The following is a 14,631-nucleotide window of genomic DNA, read 5'->3' on the forward strand; positions in this document are numbered from 1 at the left end:
CCTACTTGGGCGTGTTGATCCGCACCGTTTCCCCGCCCACGGTGACGGTGTCGCCGTCGTGCAGCTGGCGGCCGCGGCGCTCGTCGATCTCTCCGTTGACCAGGACCAGGCCGTTCTTGATGAGGTCCGCGGCCTCCACGCCGTCCCCCACCAGGCTGGCGAGCTTGAGCAGCTGCCCCAGCCGGATCATGTCGTCTCGGATGGGGATGTCGGTGATCTCGTGTGAACTCATGGGTCAATTCTGCCGCATGGGGGACGCGGCGGGCGCCGGCGGGCTATAGCGTGGTGGGAGGCACACATCCGCCACCCATGGAGGTCACATGAACGCCACCGGCTCTGTCTACGTCAGCGGCTACACCCAGGCGCCCTACGGTGCGGGCCCCGGCGTGTCCCGGTTTTCGCTGGCGCCGGACGGCGCGGTGGGGACGCGGCTCGCCACGGGCAGCGGCGCGGTGAACCCGTCGTTTGCCGTGCTGGACGGCGGCGCCCTGCTTGCCGTCGAGGAGCTGCCCGAGGGCCGGATTGCCGTGTTCGACCCCTGGACGCTGGACCTGCGCGGCCGCGCACCCTCAGGAGGCTCCGACCCCTGCCACCTCCTGCTGCTTGGTCCCAGCGTCTGGGCCGCCAACTACTCCTCGGGCACGGCGTCGGTGACCCCCCTGGCCGCAATTGTGGGAACCGCCCTCCCCGCAGGCACGACGCCGGAGCCTCCCGTGCTGTTGTCCCACCCCGGCAGCGGGCCGGTCGGCGGCCGGCAGGCGGGGTCCCACGCGCACCAGGTGACCGCCACGCCGTGGGGCACGGTGCTGGTCTCGGACCTGGGCGCCGACCGGGTGGATGAATATTCGGCCCGGTCCCTTGTCCGGCTGGGCTCCGCGGAACTGCCGCCGGGCGCCGGGCCCCGCCACGTGGCCATCAAGGGCGAGTTCCTGCTCGTGGCCGGCGAGCTCGACGGGCATGTCCACGTGCTGCGCCGCTCCGAAGTGGACCCGCACGACGGCGCCGGCCACTTCTGGAAATGGCTGTTCCGGACGCCCCTGGCCGCGTCGGCCGCGGAGATTGCCGGTGCCAGGGACTTTGCCCCCTCGCACATCCAGCTCTCGGCGGACGGCACCAGGCTGTACGCCGCCGTCCGCGGTCCCGACACCCTGGTGGTGTTGGACGTGGCGGGCCTGGACCCTGCGGGCCCGGCGGCGCCGGCCGTCCTGGCCGAGGTCGCGTGCGGCGGCAGCTGGCCGCGGCACTTTGCGGTGGGGAACAACAAAATGTATGTGGCCAACCAGCTCTCGAACAACATTGCCGTGTTTGATCTGGACGGCAGCGGACTGCCCGGTCCGGCCCCCGTCCAGTCGGTCGATTTTGGCAGCCCCACCTGCGTCGTGCTTGGCTGAGCGGCACCGACGGTGCGCCAACGGCGCAAGCCGGGGGCCGGCGTCGCACATCATGCACAAGACTCCGGGAGCCGTCCGGGGCACAAGAATGGGAATTCCGCCCCCTGCGCCGCCTGCCGGTAGGCTTGTCCCCGGACGGACCGCACCCAGCGGCCTCGTAATTACTAGGAGTAGTCAGTGGCGCCCCAATCCAAGCTTGATCAGGTCATCTCCCTCGCGAAACGTCGCGGCTTTGTGTTCCAGGCCGGTGAGATTTATGGCGGTTCGCGGTCGGCCTGGGACTATGGCCCCCTCGGCGTGGAGCTGAAGGAAAACATCAAGCGCGAATGGTGGCAGTCCTTTGTGCGCGGGCGCGAGGACATGGTGGGGCTGGACTCCTCCATCATCCTGCCCAAGGCCGTGTGGGAAGCCTCCGGCCATGTCGCAACGTTCACCGACCCGCTGGTCGAGTGCACCCAGTGCCACAAGCGCCACCGCCAGGACCACCTCATCGAGGCGTTCGCGGCGAAGAAGAACCGCCAGCCGGAAAACGGCATGGACGACATCGTGTGCCCAGACTGTGGCACCAAGGGTCAGTGGACCGAGCCGCAGCTGTTCTCCGGCCTGATGAAGACGTTCCTGGGCCCGGTCGACAGTGAGGCCGGCATGGCCTACCTGCGCCCCGAAACCGCCCAGGGCATCTTTGTGAACTTCAACAACGTGCTCACCACGTCCCGGAAGAAGCCGCCGTTTGGGATCGGCCAGATCGGCAAGGCCTTCCGCAACGAGATCACGCCCGGAAACTTCATCTTCCGCACCCGCGAATTTGAGCAGATGGAGATTGAGTTCTTCACCGCCCCGGACGATGCCGACAAGTGGTTCAAGGAATGGGTCGAGCTGTGCTGGACCTGGTTCCTTGACCTTGGCATCAACCCGGAGAACATGCGCCGGTTCGACGTCCCCGGGGACGAGCGCGCCCACTACTCCGCCGGCACCATCGACTTTGAGTACAAGTTCGGCTTCCAGGGCTCGGAATGGGGCGAGCTCATGGGCGTCGCGAACCGCACCGACTACGACCTGGGCTCCCACACCAAGGGCTCCGGCACGGACCTGAGCTACTTCAACCAGGCCACGGGCGAACGCTTCACCCCCTACGTCATTGAGCCCTCCTTCGGCCTGACCCGCTCCATGATGGCCTTCCTGGTGGACGCCTTCACCGAGGACGAGGCCCCCAACGCGAAGGGCGGGGTGGACAAGCGCACCGTGCTCAGGCTCGATCCCCGCCTGGCCCCGGTCAAGGCCGCCGTGCTCCCGCTCTCCCGCAACGAGGAGCTCTCCCCGAAGGCCAAGGAGCTCGCCAACAAGCTGCGCGGCCACTGGAACATCGAGTTCGACGACGCCGGCGCCATCGGCCGCCGCTACCGCCGCCAGGATGAGATCGGCACGCCTTTCTGCATCACGGTGGACTTCGACACGCTTGAGGACAACGCCGTGACCATCCGCGAACGCGACACCATGAGCCAGGAGCGCGTCTCCCTGGACAAGGTGCAGGCGTACCTGGCCGCGCGGCTGCTGGGGGCCTAGGCGTGGCCGGGCTTTTGTTCCGGCCGTGGCGCGACGGCGATGACCTCACGCTCCGGGAAATCTGGGGCGACGCCGAGTCCGCCCCGGCCGGTCAGTTCCGTGCCGCGCTGGCGCCGGACCAGGACGCCGGTCCGTGGCGGCGCACCATCGTGGCCGAGGACCAGGGCATCCCGGTCGCGGCCGGCGTCGTCTATTCCACCGCGCTGCACCCGGCCCGGCTGTGGGCCTACGTGGAAGTTGCCAGGGACCACCGCCGCGCCGGGGTGGGCGCCACCCTGATTGGCATGCTGCGGCGCGAAGCGTCCGGTGCGCTTGCCGCCGGTTTGGCAGGCACGACGGCGTTGCGCACCAAGGTTGCCCCCGGCACCCCAGGCGCCGAGTTTGCCCGCGCCTGCGGCTTGACCGTGCTGCAGCGCAACCGCGTGGTTGAGGTGGGGCCCGGGGCCTTGAAGCTGCCCGTCTTCGGCGAGGGGACCGAGGCGGAGGCCGCGGCGCGGGTGCAGGACCTCGCCACGGGATCCGTGGAACTCACGGACGTGGTGGGCCGGTACTACGAGGCCGTGAACGAGTGGGACCCCACCGGACCCCTGACGCCGGGTGCCGTCCAGCGCATGTTCCTGGACGACCTCACCGGCGCCCACGGGGCCCTGGTGCTGCGGGCCGCGACCTCCAGCGCCTTTGGCGGGTCCGTGCAGCCAGGCAGGAAGGGCCGCATCGAGGCGTTTGCCGTCAGCTACTCGCAGGGTCCCGGCGCGCCGGGCGCCCCGGACGCGGCAGCACCGGCGTCGGAGGTGTTCCTCGGCGTGGAGCCCGCCCTGGCGCGGGACGCTGCCGTCCGGGCCGTGTACGACCTGCTTGCCCTGATCACGCACCAGTACCCGGTGCTGCTGGAACTGGACGACTCCATGGAGGCCGTGGCCGCCGTCGTCAATCCGCTGATCGAGGTGGGGGCCGCCGAGGTCCGCGGCACCGAAACGCTCGTCGTCGGCGAGTAACCCCTTCTTGCCGGGGGGGTTCGAGATCACCGCCTCCCTCACCGTTGCCGTTGGAGACCGCCACCCCCCAGCTGCCCAGCCGAAGGTCCTTGACAGCCCATGGGCCCATTCCCCTTCGGACACGGATGAATCGTTGCTGGGCCGGGCTGAGCTCCGCCGGCGCCCTGCCGGACGGGGGCGGCAGTCGCAAGGCTGCTTCATTGCCTACACCCCTGCAGCCGCCGGTGCCGACGTGCCGGTGACGCCGGACGCTCCTGCAGGCGCGCGGAGTCAACGCGGCCGCACCATCCGCTACCTCAGGCCGCCCAACGTGACGCCCGGCGTGGAAGCCGCCGGGCCGCAGTACTTGTTCATGGACTTCGTCAGGACGCTGCCGATCGGCCTGCTGGCGCTCGTGTACGCCATCGTGGTGGTCGCCGTGGCAAGGTGGCGCGGGCTGCGCGCGATGGTCGGGCTGGGCGGGTTCAACGACGTCACGATCACGCAGTCCTCAGCGGTTTGGGAGCTGTACGAGCTGGCCCCGGACACCAGTGCGCGTGCGCCCTTCACGTCCGCCATGCGCATTGGCCGCGACCACATCGCGTCCACCGTCCACACCATCGCCTTCGCCTATGCCGGCAGCGCCCTGCCCGGGCTCATCCTGGTCTCCCTCCATGACCGCTCCCTCCTGGAACCCCTGGCCAGCTCGGAACTCGCGGAGGAGGTGGTGCATATCCTGGTCGGTCCCATCGGCCTGGTGCCCGCCATTCCGGTGACGACGGCGGTGGCGGTCGCCAGGGTCAAAGCCACCGGCCGTGGCGCGCAACCCCAGCCCGCCTGAGACAACGCCCGGTTGCAATCGGGGGTGTTTTCCCCATCGCTTCCGCACCAACCTGCGGGAGCGTTGGGTGGAAGTGCCCCGGTTGGGCGGGAGCGTTGGGTGGAAGTGCCCCGGTTGGGCGGGAGCGTTGGGTGGAAGTGCCCCGGTTGGGCGGGAGCGTTGGGTGGAAGTGCCCCGGTTGGGCGGGAGCGTTGGTCGGCGCCCGCCCACGCCGCCCGAAACGTCCGAAACGTCCGCCGGCGGCTGGGCATTTGCAGGGGATTGCCTGTGAGAGCCCAGGGTAAACGCTTTCCAGCGAACGTTTCGTGGGAACATCGAATTTGGGCCCGGTGACGACCGGGCCGTGAGGAGACGCGCATGGAACCCAGGGACACCGGCAATGGCATTGAGGCGGCACGCAGGAAGGCCGCGGCCGTCGTGGCCGGCCAGAAGGCGAAAGGGAGGCGGCGCCGCATCAAGGTGTGGACCGGCACCGGCCTTGCAGTCGTGGCCGTGGCGGCCGTGGCAGGGGTGGCCGTGAGCACCAACCCGGCAGGCAACGCCGCCGCGACCCGCACGGCCTCCGGTGCCACCGTTTCCGCCGCGCGCGGCTCCACCCAGGCACCCCCGTGGGCTGCGCCCGCGGACGCTTCCACCAGGGCGAAGGCGGCCGGGCTGGCCATGCTCACCGCAGAGGGCACCGCCGAGCACATCCACACCCACTTGAGCATCACTGTGGACGGCAAGGCCGTCACGGTGCCGGGCGACATCGGGATCGACCTCAGCGCCCAGCTGATCTCGCCCCTCCACACCCACGACGCCACCGGAATCATCCACGTCGAGTCCCCGGTCGTCAGGCAGTTCAACCTCGGCGAAGTCTTCACCGAGTGGGACGTGGCCCTGTCGGCGGACCGCGTCGGCTCCTACTCAACCTCGGCCGGCTACACCGTCACCACGTTCGTCAACGGCAAAAAGCAATCCGGCAACCCGGCCTCGATCCAGCTGGCCAGCCACGAGGACGTCGACATCGTCATCACCAAGGGCGCTGGAAAGGCAGCGGCGCCGGCCGCATTCGCCTGGCCCGCCGGCTACTGAGGGGCTGGCCGGCTGCTGGCGCCCCGCGCTCCTCGACGTCATGATCTCGAACAGCGGTGGGGGCGGGTCACTGCATCGTGAAGCGGCGCGCCACCGCATTGCGCAGCCGCGTGCTGCCCAAGGCCCAGGCCACGGTTGAGTTGCGCAGGGACAGGAACGACGCCGGCATGGGCCGTCCCAGCGCCATGTTCCATCCCGCCTGCCGTGCGGCCCGCCGCGCGGCTGACATCCTGGTGCGCTCAAACCGTTCCAGCAGCGGCCCCGTGGCCTCGCCGCCCAAGGCAGCCTCAATGACCGGCGCCAAGGCGGCGGCGTCCAGCCAGCCCAGGTTCATGCCCTGCCCGCCGATGGGGCTGATCTGGTGCGCGGCGTCGCCCACCAGCGCCACCCGGCCCCGCACCATCCGCACCGCCATCCTGGAGCGGACCCCAAATGCGCTCAACATGCTGTTGGCGCGGGCGTCCACCGGGACGCCCGTCCGCTGCACGATGAGGCCCGCCAGGTCCCCGGCCGAGGCGCCGCCGAACAAGGAATCGGTGTGCACCACCCAGCGGCGCAGCCCTTCCGGGAGCGGGAACGACTCGACGATGCCTCCCGGTTCCAGATACAGCACGGCCGTGGCGCCGTCGCCGCCGGTGTCCGGGAAGTCGCCCATCAGGTAGGTGTCCGGGTAGTCCCGGTCCGTCGTCGGGATGCCGAGCTCCCGGCGGATCGTGGAGCGGCCGCCGTCGGCCCCCACCACCAGCCGCGCGCGGAACGTGCACGCGGCGCCGGCGGCGCTCTGCCCCAACCGTTCCCCAGCCTCAGGCGAGGCAGCCAGCACGACGTGGGTTCCGGCGTCGTGCATCGACTCGACGCGGACGCCGCGCAGCAGCGCTCCGGGCGCCAATTCACGGACCCGGCCCTCCAGAATCGCCTCCGTGCGTGCCTGCTTGAGCGTGAGGATGTGCGGCGACGCCGGCGAGGCCTCGGCAAAGGACAGCCGCCGGACCAGCAGGCCGCGGCTGCGGGCAACGCCATCACGGATGTGGACGCCGTCGGACTCCAACACGGCGCCCACGCCTGCCTGCGCCAGGGCGGCCAGGGCCGGCGGGTGGATGCCGATGGCGCGGGAGTGCGGGCTCAAACTGGCGCGCTGCTCCAGGATCCTGAGGGAGAGCCCCTGCTGGATCAACAGGATGCCAAGGTAAAGCCCCACCGGGCCGCCGCCCACAATCGCCACGTCCAGCATGCCCGTGTCCGCCGCACCCGCAGCCTCAGGCACGCACATTCCCGGGCGTGAACTGCACCAGGGTGCGGAACGGCCTTTCGGACCGGACGCTCCAGCCGGGGCGGACCACGGCACGCAGGTTCGCCGCCGTATAGCTGCGCCGGATGGAGGTCAGGCCGTCACGGCGGATGAAGGACCCCGGGAAAAACGGCGCCGTCCCGGCCCCAAACAACACGTAGGCGGCGGGGCTTCTGGCGATGTCGCTGTGGATCACGGCCCGCCGGGCCAGGACCTCCGAATCGGCCAGCAGGCCCTGCAGCTCGGCCGGGGTGAGGTGGTGGAGCATGTGGTTGGAAATGACCAGGTCAAAGGAGGCGCCTTCGCCGACGAGGTCGGAGCTGAAGGCCCGGCGGAACGCCAGCCGCGGGTGCGGGGGCCGGGACGTGGCGAAATCGAGGGCGCGCTGGTCGGGGTCGATCGCCGTGATGTCCAACACCAGGGAATCGCGGGCGGCCCAGCCGGCCAGCTTCCGGGCAATGTCGCCGCCCCCGCAGCCGATGTCCAGCAGCGTGGTTGCCGTGGTGGGGGAGAGCAGCGGGCGGATCCGCCGCCGGTAGACGCCGTGCCACCCCGATACGACAGCGTTGACCAGCGGGAACTGGGCGTACGTGCGTTCCAGCCGGGCGGCGTCGCAGTCCGGCCGGTCCATGTCCTCCACCGCGTCCACGGCGCGCTCCCGCAGGAACCGCACGGACTCAGCCCCGGGCAGCGTGGTCCAGGGCGTGCTCCAGGCCGGCGTGCCCGGACACCGGTTCCAGCTCCGGGGACACCTTGGTGAACAAGCCGGTTTCGACCGTCAGGCCCGGGCCGAAGGCCATGGCGCAGATGCTTTCCGATTCCTCCGCCGCGGGCTGGTCCAGGATGTGCTTGAGGACGAACATCACGGTGGCGCTGCTCATGTTGCCGTAGTTGCGCAGCGTCTCCCTGGCGGGCACCAGCTGGTCCTCGGACAGCCCGAGCTTGGCCTCCACCTTGTCCAGGATGCTGCGCCCGCCGGGATGGATGGCCCAGTGCCGGATGTCGCGGTACTCCCCGGCGGCCAAGGCCGGCTCGTGCGCCAGCAGCGGCTCCAGGGCGCCGACGATGTGGTCGTCGATGATGTGCGGCACGTAGCTGTCCAGCACCATTTCGAAGCCCTGGTCGCCAATGTTCCAGGCCATGGAATCCTCGCCCACGGGCGTCAGCACGGTTTCAAAATGGTCCAGCACCAGCGCCGGGCCGGTGGCGGGCAGGTCACGGGCTGTCACCACCGCGGCGGCGGCGCCGTCGGCAAACAGCGACGATCCCATGATGGTGTCCGGGTTGTTGGACGTGCGCACATGCAGCGAACACAGCTCGGCGGACACCACCAGCACCACGGCGTCCTGGTCGGCGTCGCAAAAAGCCTTGGCCGCGCGCAGTGCAGGGAACGCGGCGTAGCAGCCCATGAACCCGAGATGGTAGCGCTGCACCGAAGCCGCCATGCCCAGGGCCCGGACAATCTTGTAATCCGGCCCCGGATTGAAGAATCCCGTGCAGGAAACGGTGACGACGTGCGTGACATCGGCCGGGGACACGCCGTCGCACGCGGCCAGCGCCTTGGTGGCCGCCTCGATGAACAGCGTGGTGGCCTCCACCGTGAAGAGGTCGTTGCGCTCCTTGGTGCTGGGGGTGAGCAGGAGCCCGGTGTCGACGTCGAAAAACAGCGGGTTGTCGCTGTGGAAGGTGGCTGACATCTCCGCCACGGCCGTGTGCCGGGTGTCGATCGCCGCCGAGTCAAAGCAGGTGCGGACCAGCCTCTGGCCCAGCCGAGTGAGCCCCGGCTGGGCCGCAAATACGTCCCGCGCCTCGGGCTGGACCAGGACCGTTCGGGGAACTGCCGTTTCCAGGGACCTCAGCGTGACTGTCATAGTCCATTCTTAGGCGACGCCGGTGGAGAACACAATGGCGGCCGGGCCGATGACAAATGTCATGGCGATCCGGTGACGGGCGTGTGGGGGCCTCGGGGCCTTCCGCCGCAAGAATTAATCCATGGCCCAACCGGACCGGACAATTCCCAGCAAGAGGCAGCACATCATGATCCAGCAACTTCCCTACCTTCTCCTGGCGGCCGCGGCCTTGGCGCGGATCCTCTACCGCCAGCTCAGTGTCCAGCCCGTCCGGGAGAACCGGCCTTACCTGCTCATGCTGGTGCTGGGGGTGGTCGGGGCCGGGCAGATCGCCGCACTCGCCGGCCACGCCACGATTCCCGCGGCAGCCTATGTGGCCCTGGGGGCCGGGCTGCTTTCCGCCGCCGCCGTCGGCTGGTGGCGGGGCCGCCTGGTCCGCGTGTGGCGCGACGGCGGACGGCTGGTCCGGCAGGGCAACTGGACCACGGTGGCGCTGTGGATCGTGGGTCTCGCCATCCACCTGGGCCTTGACCAGGTGGGAGTTGTCCTGGCCCCCGCCGCGGACAGGGCCGCCGCGCAGGCCCTGGGAACCACCTCGATCATGCTCTACCTCAGCATTGCGCTGGCCGCCCAGCGCTTCGCCACCCTGTCCCGTTCCCGGGCCGCCGCGGCGCCACGGCTCCGGGCGGTCTCGTTCTAATCCCCGCAGCATCCACGCACCCCGAAGGAAGCACCATGACCAACCCCCTCACACTCGCCGCCCCGACAACGTCCCGCGGCGTGGGGCCGGACCGAACAGGCCTGCTGGCCGTCGACGCCACCGGGCTGCACAAGTCCTTCGGTGCCGGCTCCCGCAGGGTCCGTGCCGTCAACGGCGTCGACCTGCAGATCCGCCCCGGCGAGGTGGTGGCCTTCCTGGGGCCCAACGGCGCGGGCAAAACCACCACCATCGACATGCTGCTCGGACTGTCCAAGCCCGACGCCGGCAGCCTCACCATCTTTGGGCGGTCCCCCCGCGCCGCCATCGCGCACGGCCTGGTCAGCGCCGTGATGCAGGCGGGCGGCCTGCTCAAGGACCTGACGGTTCGGGAGACGGTGGCCGTGACAGCCTCGCTTTTTGCCCAGTCGCAGCCCGTGGACGAAGTCCTGGAACGGGCCGGAATCCTCGACCTTGCCGGGCGCAGGGTGGAAAAGTGCTCCGGCGGCCAGCAGCAGCGCCTCCGCTTCGCCATGGCGCTGCTTTCCGACCCCGGCCTGCTCATCCTGGACGAGCCCACCACCGGCATGGACGTGGAAGGCCGCCGGGACTTTTGGCAGGCCATCCGCGCCGACACCGCCAGGGGCCGCACCGTCATTTTCGCCACGCACTACCTGGAGGAGGCGGACGCCTACGCCGACAGGATCGTGCTGGTGCGCCGCGGGGAAATCGTGGCCGACGGCACGGCCGCGGAAATCAAGAACCTCGCCTCCGGACGGACGGTGACCGCGACGGCGGGCAACGCCGACGCCGCCACTCTCGCCGCCATCCCCGGCGTCGACTCCGTGGAGAGCAGAGCAGGGAAGGTGCGCGTCCGCACCAAGGACTCCGACGCCGTGGCGCGCTACCTGCTCACCGCCACGGACGCCGTCGACCTCGAAATCACCTCCCACAACCTTGAAGACGCGTTCGTGGCCCTGACCGGGGACCAGGACGAAACCGACGAAACCCCCGAAGCCCCCGAAGCCCCCGAAACCACAGGAAAGTAACCGCCATGACCACCCTTCCCGCGGCAGGGCCCGCAGCGTCGACCCTCGCCGGGCCCCGCAATGTCCCGCCCTTCGGCTCCTTCAACGCCACACTGCTCGGCATTGAGATCAGGCGGCGCTTCCGCAACCGGCGCACGCTGTTCTTTACCGTCGCCTTTCCCGTGGTCATGTTCCTGGCCTTCGGGCTCCAGTACCGGGACACGTCCATTGACGCCGGCCGCACCGTGGCCCAGGGCGCCCCGTCCGTGGCCGCGTTCATCATGATCTCCATGGCGGTGTACGGGGCCATGATGGCCTCCACCTCCGCCGGCGGCGCCGTGGCGATTGAACGGCAGCTCGGCTGGAGCCGGCAGCTTCGGCTCACGCCGCTGCACCCGGCCGCGAACATCTCCGTGAAGATCCTCGGCGGCCTTTCCATCGGCCTGGTGGCCGTGCTGGCCACCTTCGCCACGGGCCTGGTGATCGGGGTGCGCCTGCCGATCCACGTCTGGATCGTGGCCGGAACCGCCGCGTGGCTTGGCTCCCTCGTGTTCACGGCCATGGGCCTGATGGTCGGCTACCTGGTGCCCAGCGAAAACGTCATGCAGTTCATGGGTCCGGCCCTGGCGTTCCTGGCGTTCTTTGGCGGGCTGTTCCAGCCGCTGGACCAGATGGCCAAGCCGCTGCAGGACATCGGCGTCTGGACCCCGACCTACGGACTCGGCGAGATTGCCCGGGCCCCCCTGAGCGGGGAGGCGTTCAACTGGCTGGCCGTGGGCAACGTCATCCTTTGGCTGGCCGTGTTTGGCGTCGGCGCCGCCCTCGCCTTCCGCCGCGACACCAAGAGGGTGTAGCGGCGGGGCCGGGAAAGAATACAGTGGTCATTATGGCATCCACGGCAACTGGCGGGCAGGGACCGCGCAGGCAGGGGGAGGTGGGCTGGTTCCCGCCCCCGGGCCACGTCCCCAGCCTGCGCGAACTCCTTGCCGGGCCAGGCACGCGCCGTTGGCTTACGGGTGCCGGCGTCGCCTGCCTGATATTGCTGGTCAGCAACGGCCGGGAGTTCGCCTCGGCGGGGAATCCGCCCTGGATCACGGCGCTGATGTGGCTCCACCTGCTGGCGTTTATTGCGGTGTTCCTGCTGGGTCCGCCGCTGAGCTGGTACCGCAGCCAGTTCTTCAAGGCCGTCCTCGCCGTATTTTTCTTTGCCCTCAGCCTCGGGTTCCTTGCCTATCCCGACGCCTCGCTGGGTGCCACGTGGCTCTGGACGTTTGTGGCCGTTTTTGTGGCCAGCCAGGGCCTGCCGAGGGTGGCTGCGCTCGCCGCCGTCGGCAGCTTGGCCGGCGGGGCCCTCCTCATCAACCTGGCCCAGGGAGCGGGCAACGCCAATGCCTACTCGCAGGCCGTCACCATCGCGTCCGTGGGGCTGATGATGATGGCCTTCTCCCGCCAGCTGGCCACCATCCGCGAGCTGCGCCAAACCCAGCATGAACTCGCCGAACTGGCGGTGCGGGAGGAACGCAGCAGGGTGGCCCGGGACATGCATGACATCCTGGGCCATTCCCTGACCGTCATCGCCGTCAAGGCCGAGCTTGCCGGGCGCCTCCTGCCCATTGACCCCGGGAAGGCCGCGGCGGAGATAGCGGACCTGGAAGACCTGGCCCGCGGAGCGCTCGAGGACGTCCGGGCCACCGTGGGAGGCTACCGCGGCGTCAATGTGCTCAGCGAATTGGCCAACGCCCGCACGGCGCTCGCGGCCGCCGGCATCGACGCCGAGCTGCCCGGTGCGGCCGACGCCGTCCCCGCCACGTCCCGGGAGCTGTTCGGCTGGGTCCTGCGCGAAGGGGTCACCAATGTCATCCGGCACGGAGGCGCCGGCCGCTGCCGCGTCACCTTGTCCGCCCGCCAGCTCCAGGTGGACGACGACGGCGTCGGCCCCCGCACGCCGGAGCCCGGAACTGGGGCCGGCGGCAGCGGCCTGAAGGGGCTGGGCGAACGTGCGGCGGCAGCCGGGGCAACCCTGGAGGTGGGCCGTTCCGAGCTGGGTGGCTTCCGCCTGAGGCTCACACTGTGATCCGTCTGGTGATAGCCGACGACCAGGCCCTGGTCCGGGGCGCCCTCGCCGCGCTCCTGGGCCTGGAGAGCGACATCGAGGTGGTCGCGGAGGTGGGCCGGGGGGACGAGGTGAGCGCCGCCGTCGTTCTTAACAAGGCTGACGTGGCCCTGCTGGATGTGGAAATGCCCGGGCTGGATGGCATTGCCGCCGCCGCGCGGCTGCGCACCGACGCGCCGGACTGCCGCGTGCTCATGGTCACCACCTTTGGCCGGCCGGGGTACCTGCGCCGGGCCATGCAGGCCGGGGCGGGCGGATTCGTGGTCAAGGACACCCCTGCCCGCCAGCTCGCGGACGCCGTGCGCAAGGTTGCGGCGGGGCTGCGGGTGGTGGACCCGGCCCTGGCCGTGGAAAGCATGACCTCCGGAGACAGCCCCCTGACGGAGCGCGAAACGGAGGTGCTGCGCGCGGCCGGCGACGGGGGCACCGTGGCGGACATTGCGGCGGCCACGTTCCTCTCCGAGGGGACGGTGCGCAACTACCTCTCCAGCGGGATGGGCAAGACCGGTGCCAGGACCCGTGCCGAGGCCGTGCACATTGCGGAGGAGAACGGCTGGCTCCTGTGACGGAGGCCCGACGGCGTGGAGCCGGCCGTGCTTCATGGCCGGGTCCCGCCGTGGATAATACACCTAGGATGAAGGGGACGCCCGGACGTGCCGTGCCTGCCTGCAACGGCAGCCGCAGCGGATTCCCGGGCCCTGGGACGAGGGAGGTGAGAGGCACGCATGGACGACGGACCTAGTCGAACTACCGCACCGCGCGCGCCCCGCCTGCGCCGTCCGGAAACGCCTTCCTCCTAGCCCGCTCGATCCGCCGTACCGCCTTCACGGTCCGGCAGTGTTGGGCTGGACCGAACGCGGAGCGTTGGTGATTCCCACGGTGAAGTCGACGCGTGCGGTTGCGTCACTTTTCCACTCACCCATTTTCAGTACACGCCACGGTCCACGCCGTGGAATGCCTGCGTGTGCGTTCACCGGAGGGCACCGGACCATGATCAAATCCCCCAACCTGACGTTTGACGCCAGCGCCGGACTGCTGAGCGGGGTCCTGGCCGCCGGCGACCTGGCCGGCACCGCACACTGCCCAAGGGCCGGGCCCTGGCGGTATTCGAGCGCCTCGATGCCGTGCTCCAGGCGGACCTGCTGGCGGGCCTCCAGGAGGCCGACGTCGCCGAGGTCTTTGCCGGACTGAGCCCTGACGACCGCGTGGCGCTCCTCGACGAGCTGCCGGCCTCCGTCGCGCACCGCCTGATCTCCGGGCTCAGCGAGAAGGACCGGGCGCTCACCAGCACGGTGCTCGGCTACCCGCAGGGCGCCGTGGGGCGCTACATGAGCCCCGAGTTTGTGGTCACCCATCCCTCGCTGACCGTCGGGGAAACCTTGGCACGCGTGCGGGCCCGGCTCGACGACGCCGAAAGCGTCTACACCATTCCCGTGACCGATGCCGGGCGGCACCTGGTGGGCGTGGTGTCCCTTCGCGACCTCTTGCGCGGCGGCGGCACCGAGCCGCTGCGCCGGCCGTACCTGGCCACGCCAGTCGGCAGCATCGTGCGCGCCCGGGTGGTGTGGCTGCTCGTGCTTGCCTTGGGGGCAACGCTCATCGTCCGGGTCATCGGGCTGACGCTGCTGGGCGCCTGCACCAGGGCGGCCGCGACCGGAGGGCTCATGCCGCTGCTGGGCAAGACCGTCAAGGCAGACCCGGCGGTGTTCTCCAACCCGTTCATTTCCACGTTTGTCGACGCCATGGGACTCGTCATCTACTTCCTGATCGCCACAAGTATCCTGGGGCTGTAGCGCGCGGCCCCCGTCCCGC

General features: G+C 70.1%; 14 protein-coding genes and 1 pseudogene. 11 read left to right on the forward strand and 4 right to left on the reverse strand.

The window, feature by feature from the left end:
• Position 1 precedes the first annotated feature (1 nt).
• Positions 2 to 232: an RNA-binding S4 domain-containing protein gene (locus tag G6034_RS07140; RefSeq protein ID WP_176634416.1), complete on the reverse strand. Its 231-nt coding sequence runs from the start codon at positions 230 to 232 to the stop codon at positions 2 to 4.
• Between the two features lie 88 nt (positions 233 to 320).
• On the opposite strand from G6034_RS07140, the gene G6034_RS07145 reads away from it, so the two are divergent.
• From G6034_RS07145 to G6034_RS07165, 5 genes and pseudogenes are all read left to right on the forward strand, one after another.
• Positions 321 to 1,391 carry a lactonase family protein gene (locus G6034_RS07145; RefSeq protein ID WP_176634417.1) on the forward strand — a complete coding sequence of 357 codons (1,071 nt, stop codon included), beginning with the start codon at positions 321 to 323 and terminating at the stop codon, positions 1,389 to 1,391.
• 177 nt (positions 1,392 to 1,568) lie between these two features.
• Entirely contained in the window at positions 1,569 to 2,954 is a 1,386-nt protein-coding gene (locus G6034_RS07150) for a glycine--tRNA ligase (protein ID WP_176634418.1), read from the forward strand.
• 2 nt (positions 2,955 to 2,956) lie between these two features.
• The gene (locus G6034_RS07155; RefSeq protein ID WP_176634419.1) at positions 2,957 to 3,949 is read left to right on the forward strand and encodes a GNAT family N-acetyltransferase; all 993 of its coding nucleotides are present in this window, start codon (positions 2,957 to 2,959) and stop codon (positions 3,947 to 3,949) included.
• A 232-nt stretch (positions 3,950 to 4,181) separates the two neighbouring features.
• Positions 4,182 to 4,769 (forward strand): annotated as a pseudogene (locus G6034_RS07160) (YibE/F family protein); the annotation flags it as partial.
• A gap of 357 nt (positions 4,770 to 5,126) precedes the next feature.
• Positions 5,127 to 5,843: a hypothetical protein gene (locus G6034_RS07165; RefSeq protein ID WP_176634420.1), complete on the forward strand. Its 717-nt coding sequence runs from the start codon at positions 5,127 to 5,129 to the stop codon at positions 5,841 to 5,843.
• A gap of 67 nt (positions 5,844 to 5,910) precedes the next feature.
• Here G6034_RS07165 and G6034_RS07170 read toward each other — a convergent pair whose 3' ends face one another.
• The 3 genes from G6034_RS07170 to G6034_RS07180 are packed head-to-tail and all read right to left on the reverse strand — an operon-like array spanning position 5,911 to position 9,002.
• Positions 5,911 to 7,107 (reverse strand): FAD-dependent oxidoreductase, encoded by a 1,197-nt coding sequence (locus G6034_RS07170; RefSeq protein ID WP_343037971.1) that lies wholly within the window; start codon positions 7,105 to 7,107, stop codon positions 5,911 to 5,913.
• Entirely contained in the window at positions 7,100 to 7,804 is a 705-nt protein-coding gene (locus G6034_RS07175; RefSeq protein WP_176634421.1) for a methyltransferase domain-containing protein, read from the reverse strand. The genes G6034_RS07170 and G6034_RS07175 overlap by 8 nt, the downstream gene beginning before the upstream one ends.
• 4 nt (positions 7,805 to 7,808) lie before the next feature.
• Positions 7,809 to 9,002, reverse strand: a complete 1,194-nt coding sequence (locus G6034_RS07180; RefSeq protein WP_176634422.1) for a type III polyketide synthase — start codon at positions 9,000 to 9,002, stop codon at positions 7,809 to 7,811.
• Positions 9,003 to 9,123: 121 nt separating this feature from the next.
• Between G6034_RS07180 and G6034_RS07185 the strand changes: the two genes are divergently transcribed.
• The 6 genes from G6034_RS07185 to G6034_RS07210 all read left to right on the forward strand — a co-directional run bounded on the left by G6034_RS07185 (position 9,124) and on the right by G6034_RS07210 (position 14,612).
• Entirely contained in the window at positions 9,124 to 9,681 is a 558-nt protein-coding gene (locus tag G6034_RS07185; RefSeq protein ID WP_176634423.1) for a hypothetical protein, read from the forward strand.
• Between the two features lie 35 nt (positions 9,682 to 9,716).
• Positions 9,717 to 10,727, forward strand: a complete 1,011-nt coding sequence (locus G6034_RS07190) for an ABC transporter ATP-binding protein (protein WP_176634424.1) — start codon at positions 9,717 to 9,719, stop codon at positions 10,725 to 10,727.
• A gap of 5 nt (positions 10,728 to 10,732) precedes the next feature.
• Positions 10,733 to 11,560 carry an ABC transporter permease gene (locus G6034_RS07195; protein WP_176634425.1) on the forward strand — a complete coding sequence of 276 codons (828 nt, stop codon included), beginning with the start codon at positions 10,733 to 10,735 and terminating at the stop codon, positions 11,558 to 11,560.
• A gap of 32 nt (positions 11,561 to 11,592) precedes the next feature.
• Entirely contained in the window at positions 11,593 to 12,780 is a 1,188-nt protein-coding gene (locus G6034_RS07200; protein ID WP_218063682.1) for a sensor histidine kinase, read from the forward strand.
• The gene (locus tag G6034_RS07205) at positions 12,777 to 13,385 is read left to right on the forward strand and encodes a response regulator (protein WP_176634426.1); all 609 of its coding nucleotides are present in this window, start codon (positions 12,777 to 12,779) and stop codon (positions 13,383 to 13,385) included. The genes G6034_RS07200 and G6034_RS07205 overlap by 4 nt, the downstream gene beginning before the upstream one ends.
• Before the next feature lie 513 nt (positions 13,386 to 13,898).
• The gene (locus G6034_RS07210) at positions 13,899 to 14,612 is read left to right on the forward strand and encodes a magnesium transporter MgtE N-terminal domain-containing protein (protein ID WP_176634475.1); all 714 of its coding nucleotides are present in this window, start codon (positions 13,899 to 13,901) and stop codon (positions 14,610 to 14,612) included.
• Positions 14,613 to 14,631 lie beyond the last annotated feature (19 nt).

This window comes from Arthrobacter wenxiniae, assembly GCF_013376105.1.
Taxonomy (GTDB): Bacteria; Actinomycetota; Actinomycetes; order Actinomycetales; family Micrococcaceae; genus Specibacter; species Specibacter wenxiniae.

What these genes read in the sequence shown, in the direction of transcription:
- G6034_RS07140 (WP_176634416.1), bottom strand. Translation starts at nt 232, where the DNA reads ATGAGTTCACACGAGATCACCGACATCCCCATCCGAGACGACATGATC.
- G6034_RS07145 (WP_176634417.1), top strand. Translation starts at nt 321, where the DNA reads ATGAACGCCACCGGCTCTGTCTACGTCAGCGGCTACACCCAGGCGCCC.
- G6034_RS07165 (WP_176634420.1), top strand. Translation starts at nt 5,127, where the DNA reads ATGGAACCCAGGGACACCGGCAATGGCATTGAGGCGGCACGCAGGAAG.
- G6034_RS07180 (WP_176634422.1), bottom strand. Translation starts at nt 9,002, where the DNA reads ATGACAGTCACGCTGAGGTCCCTGGAAACGGCAGTTCCCCGAACGGTC.
- G6034_RS07185 (WP_176634423.1), top strand. Translation starts at nt 9,124, where the DNA reads ATGGCCCAACCGGACCGGACAATTCCCAGCAAGAGGCAGCACATCATG.
- G6034_RS07190 (WP_176634424.1), top strand. Translation starts at nt 9,717, where the DNA reads ATGACCAACCCCCTCACACTCGCCGCCCCGACAACGTCCCGCGGCGTG.
- G6034_RS07195 (WP_176634425.1), top strand. Translation starts at nt 10,733, where the DNA reads ATGACCACCCTTCCCGCGGCAGGGCCCGCAGCGTCGACCCTCGCCGGG.
- G6034_RS07200 (WP_218063682.1), top strand. Translation starts at nt 11,593, where the DNA reads ATGGCATCCACGGCAACTGGCGGGCAGGGACCGCGCAGGCAGGGGGAG.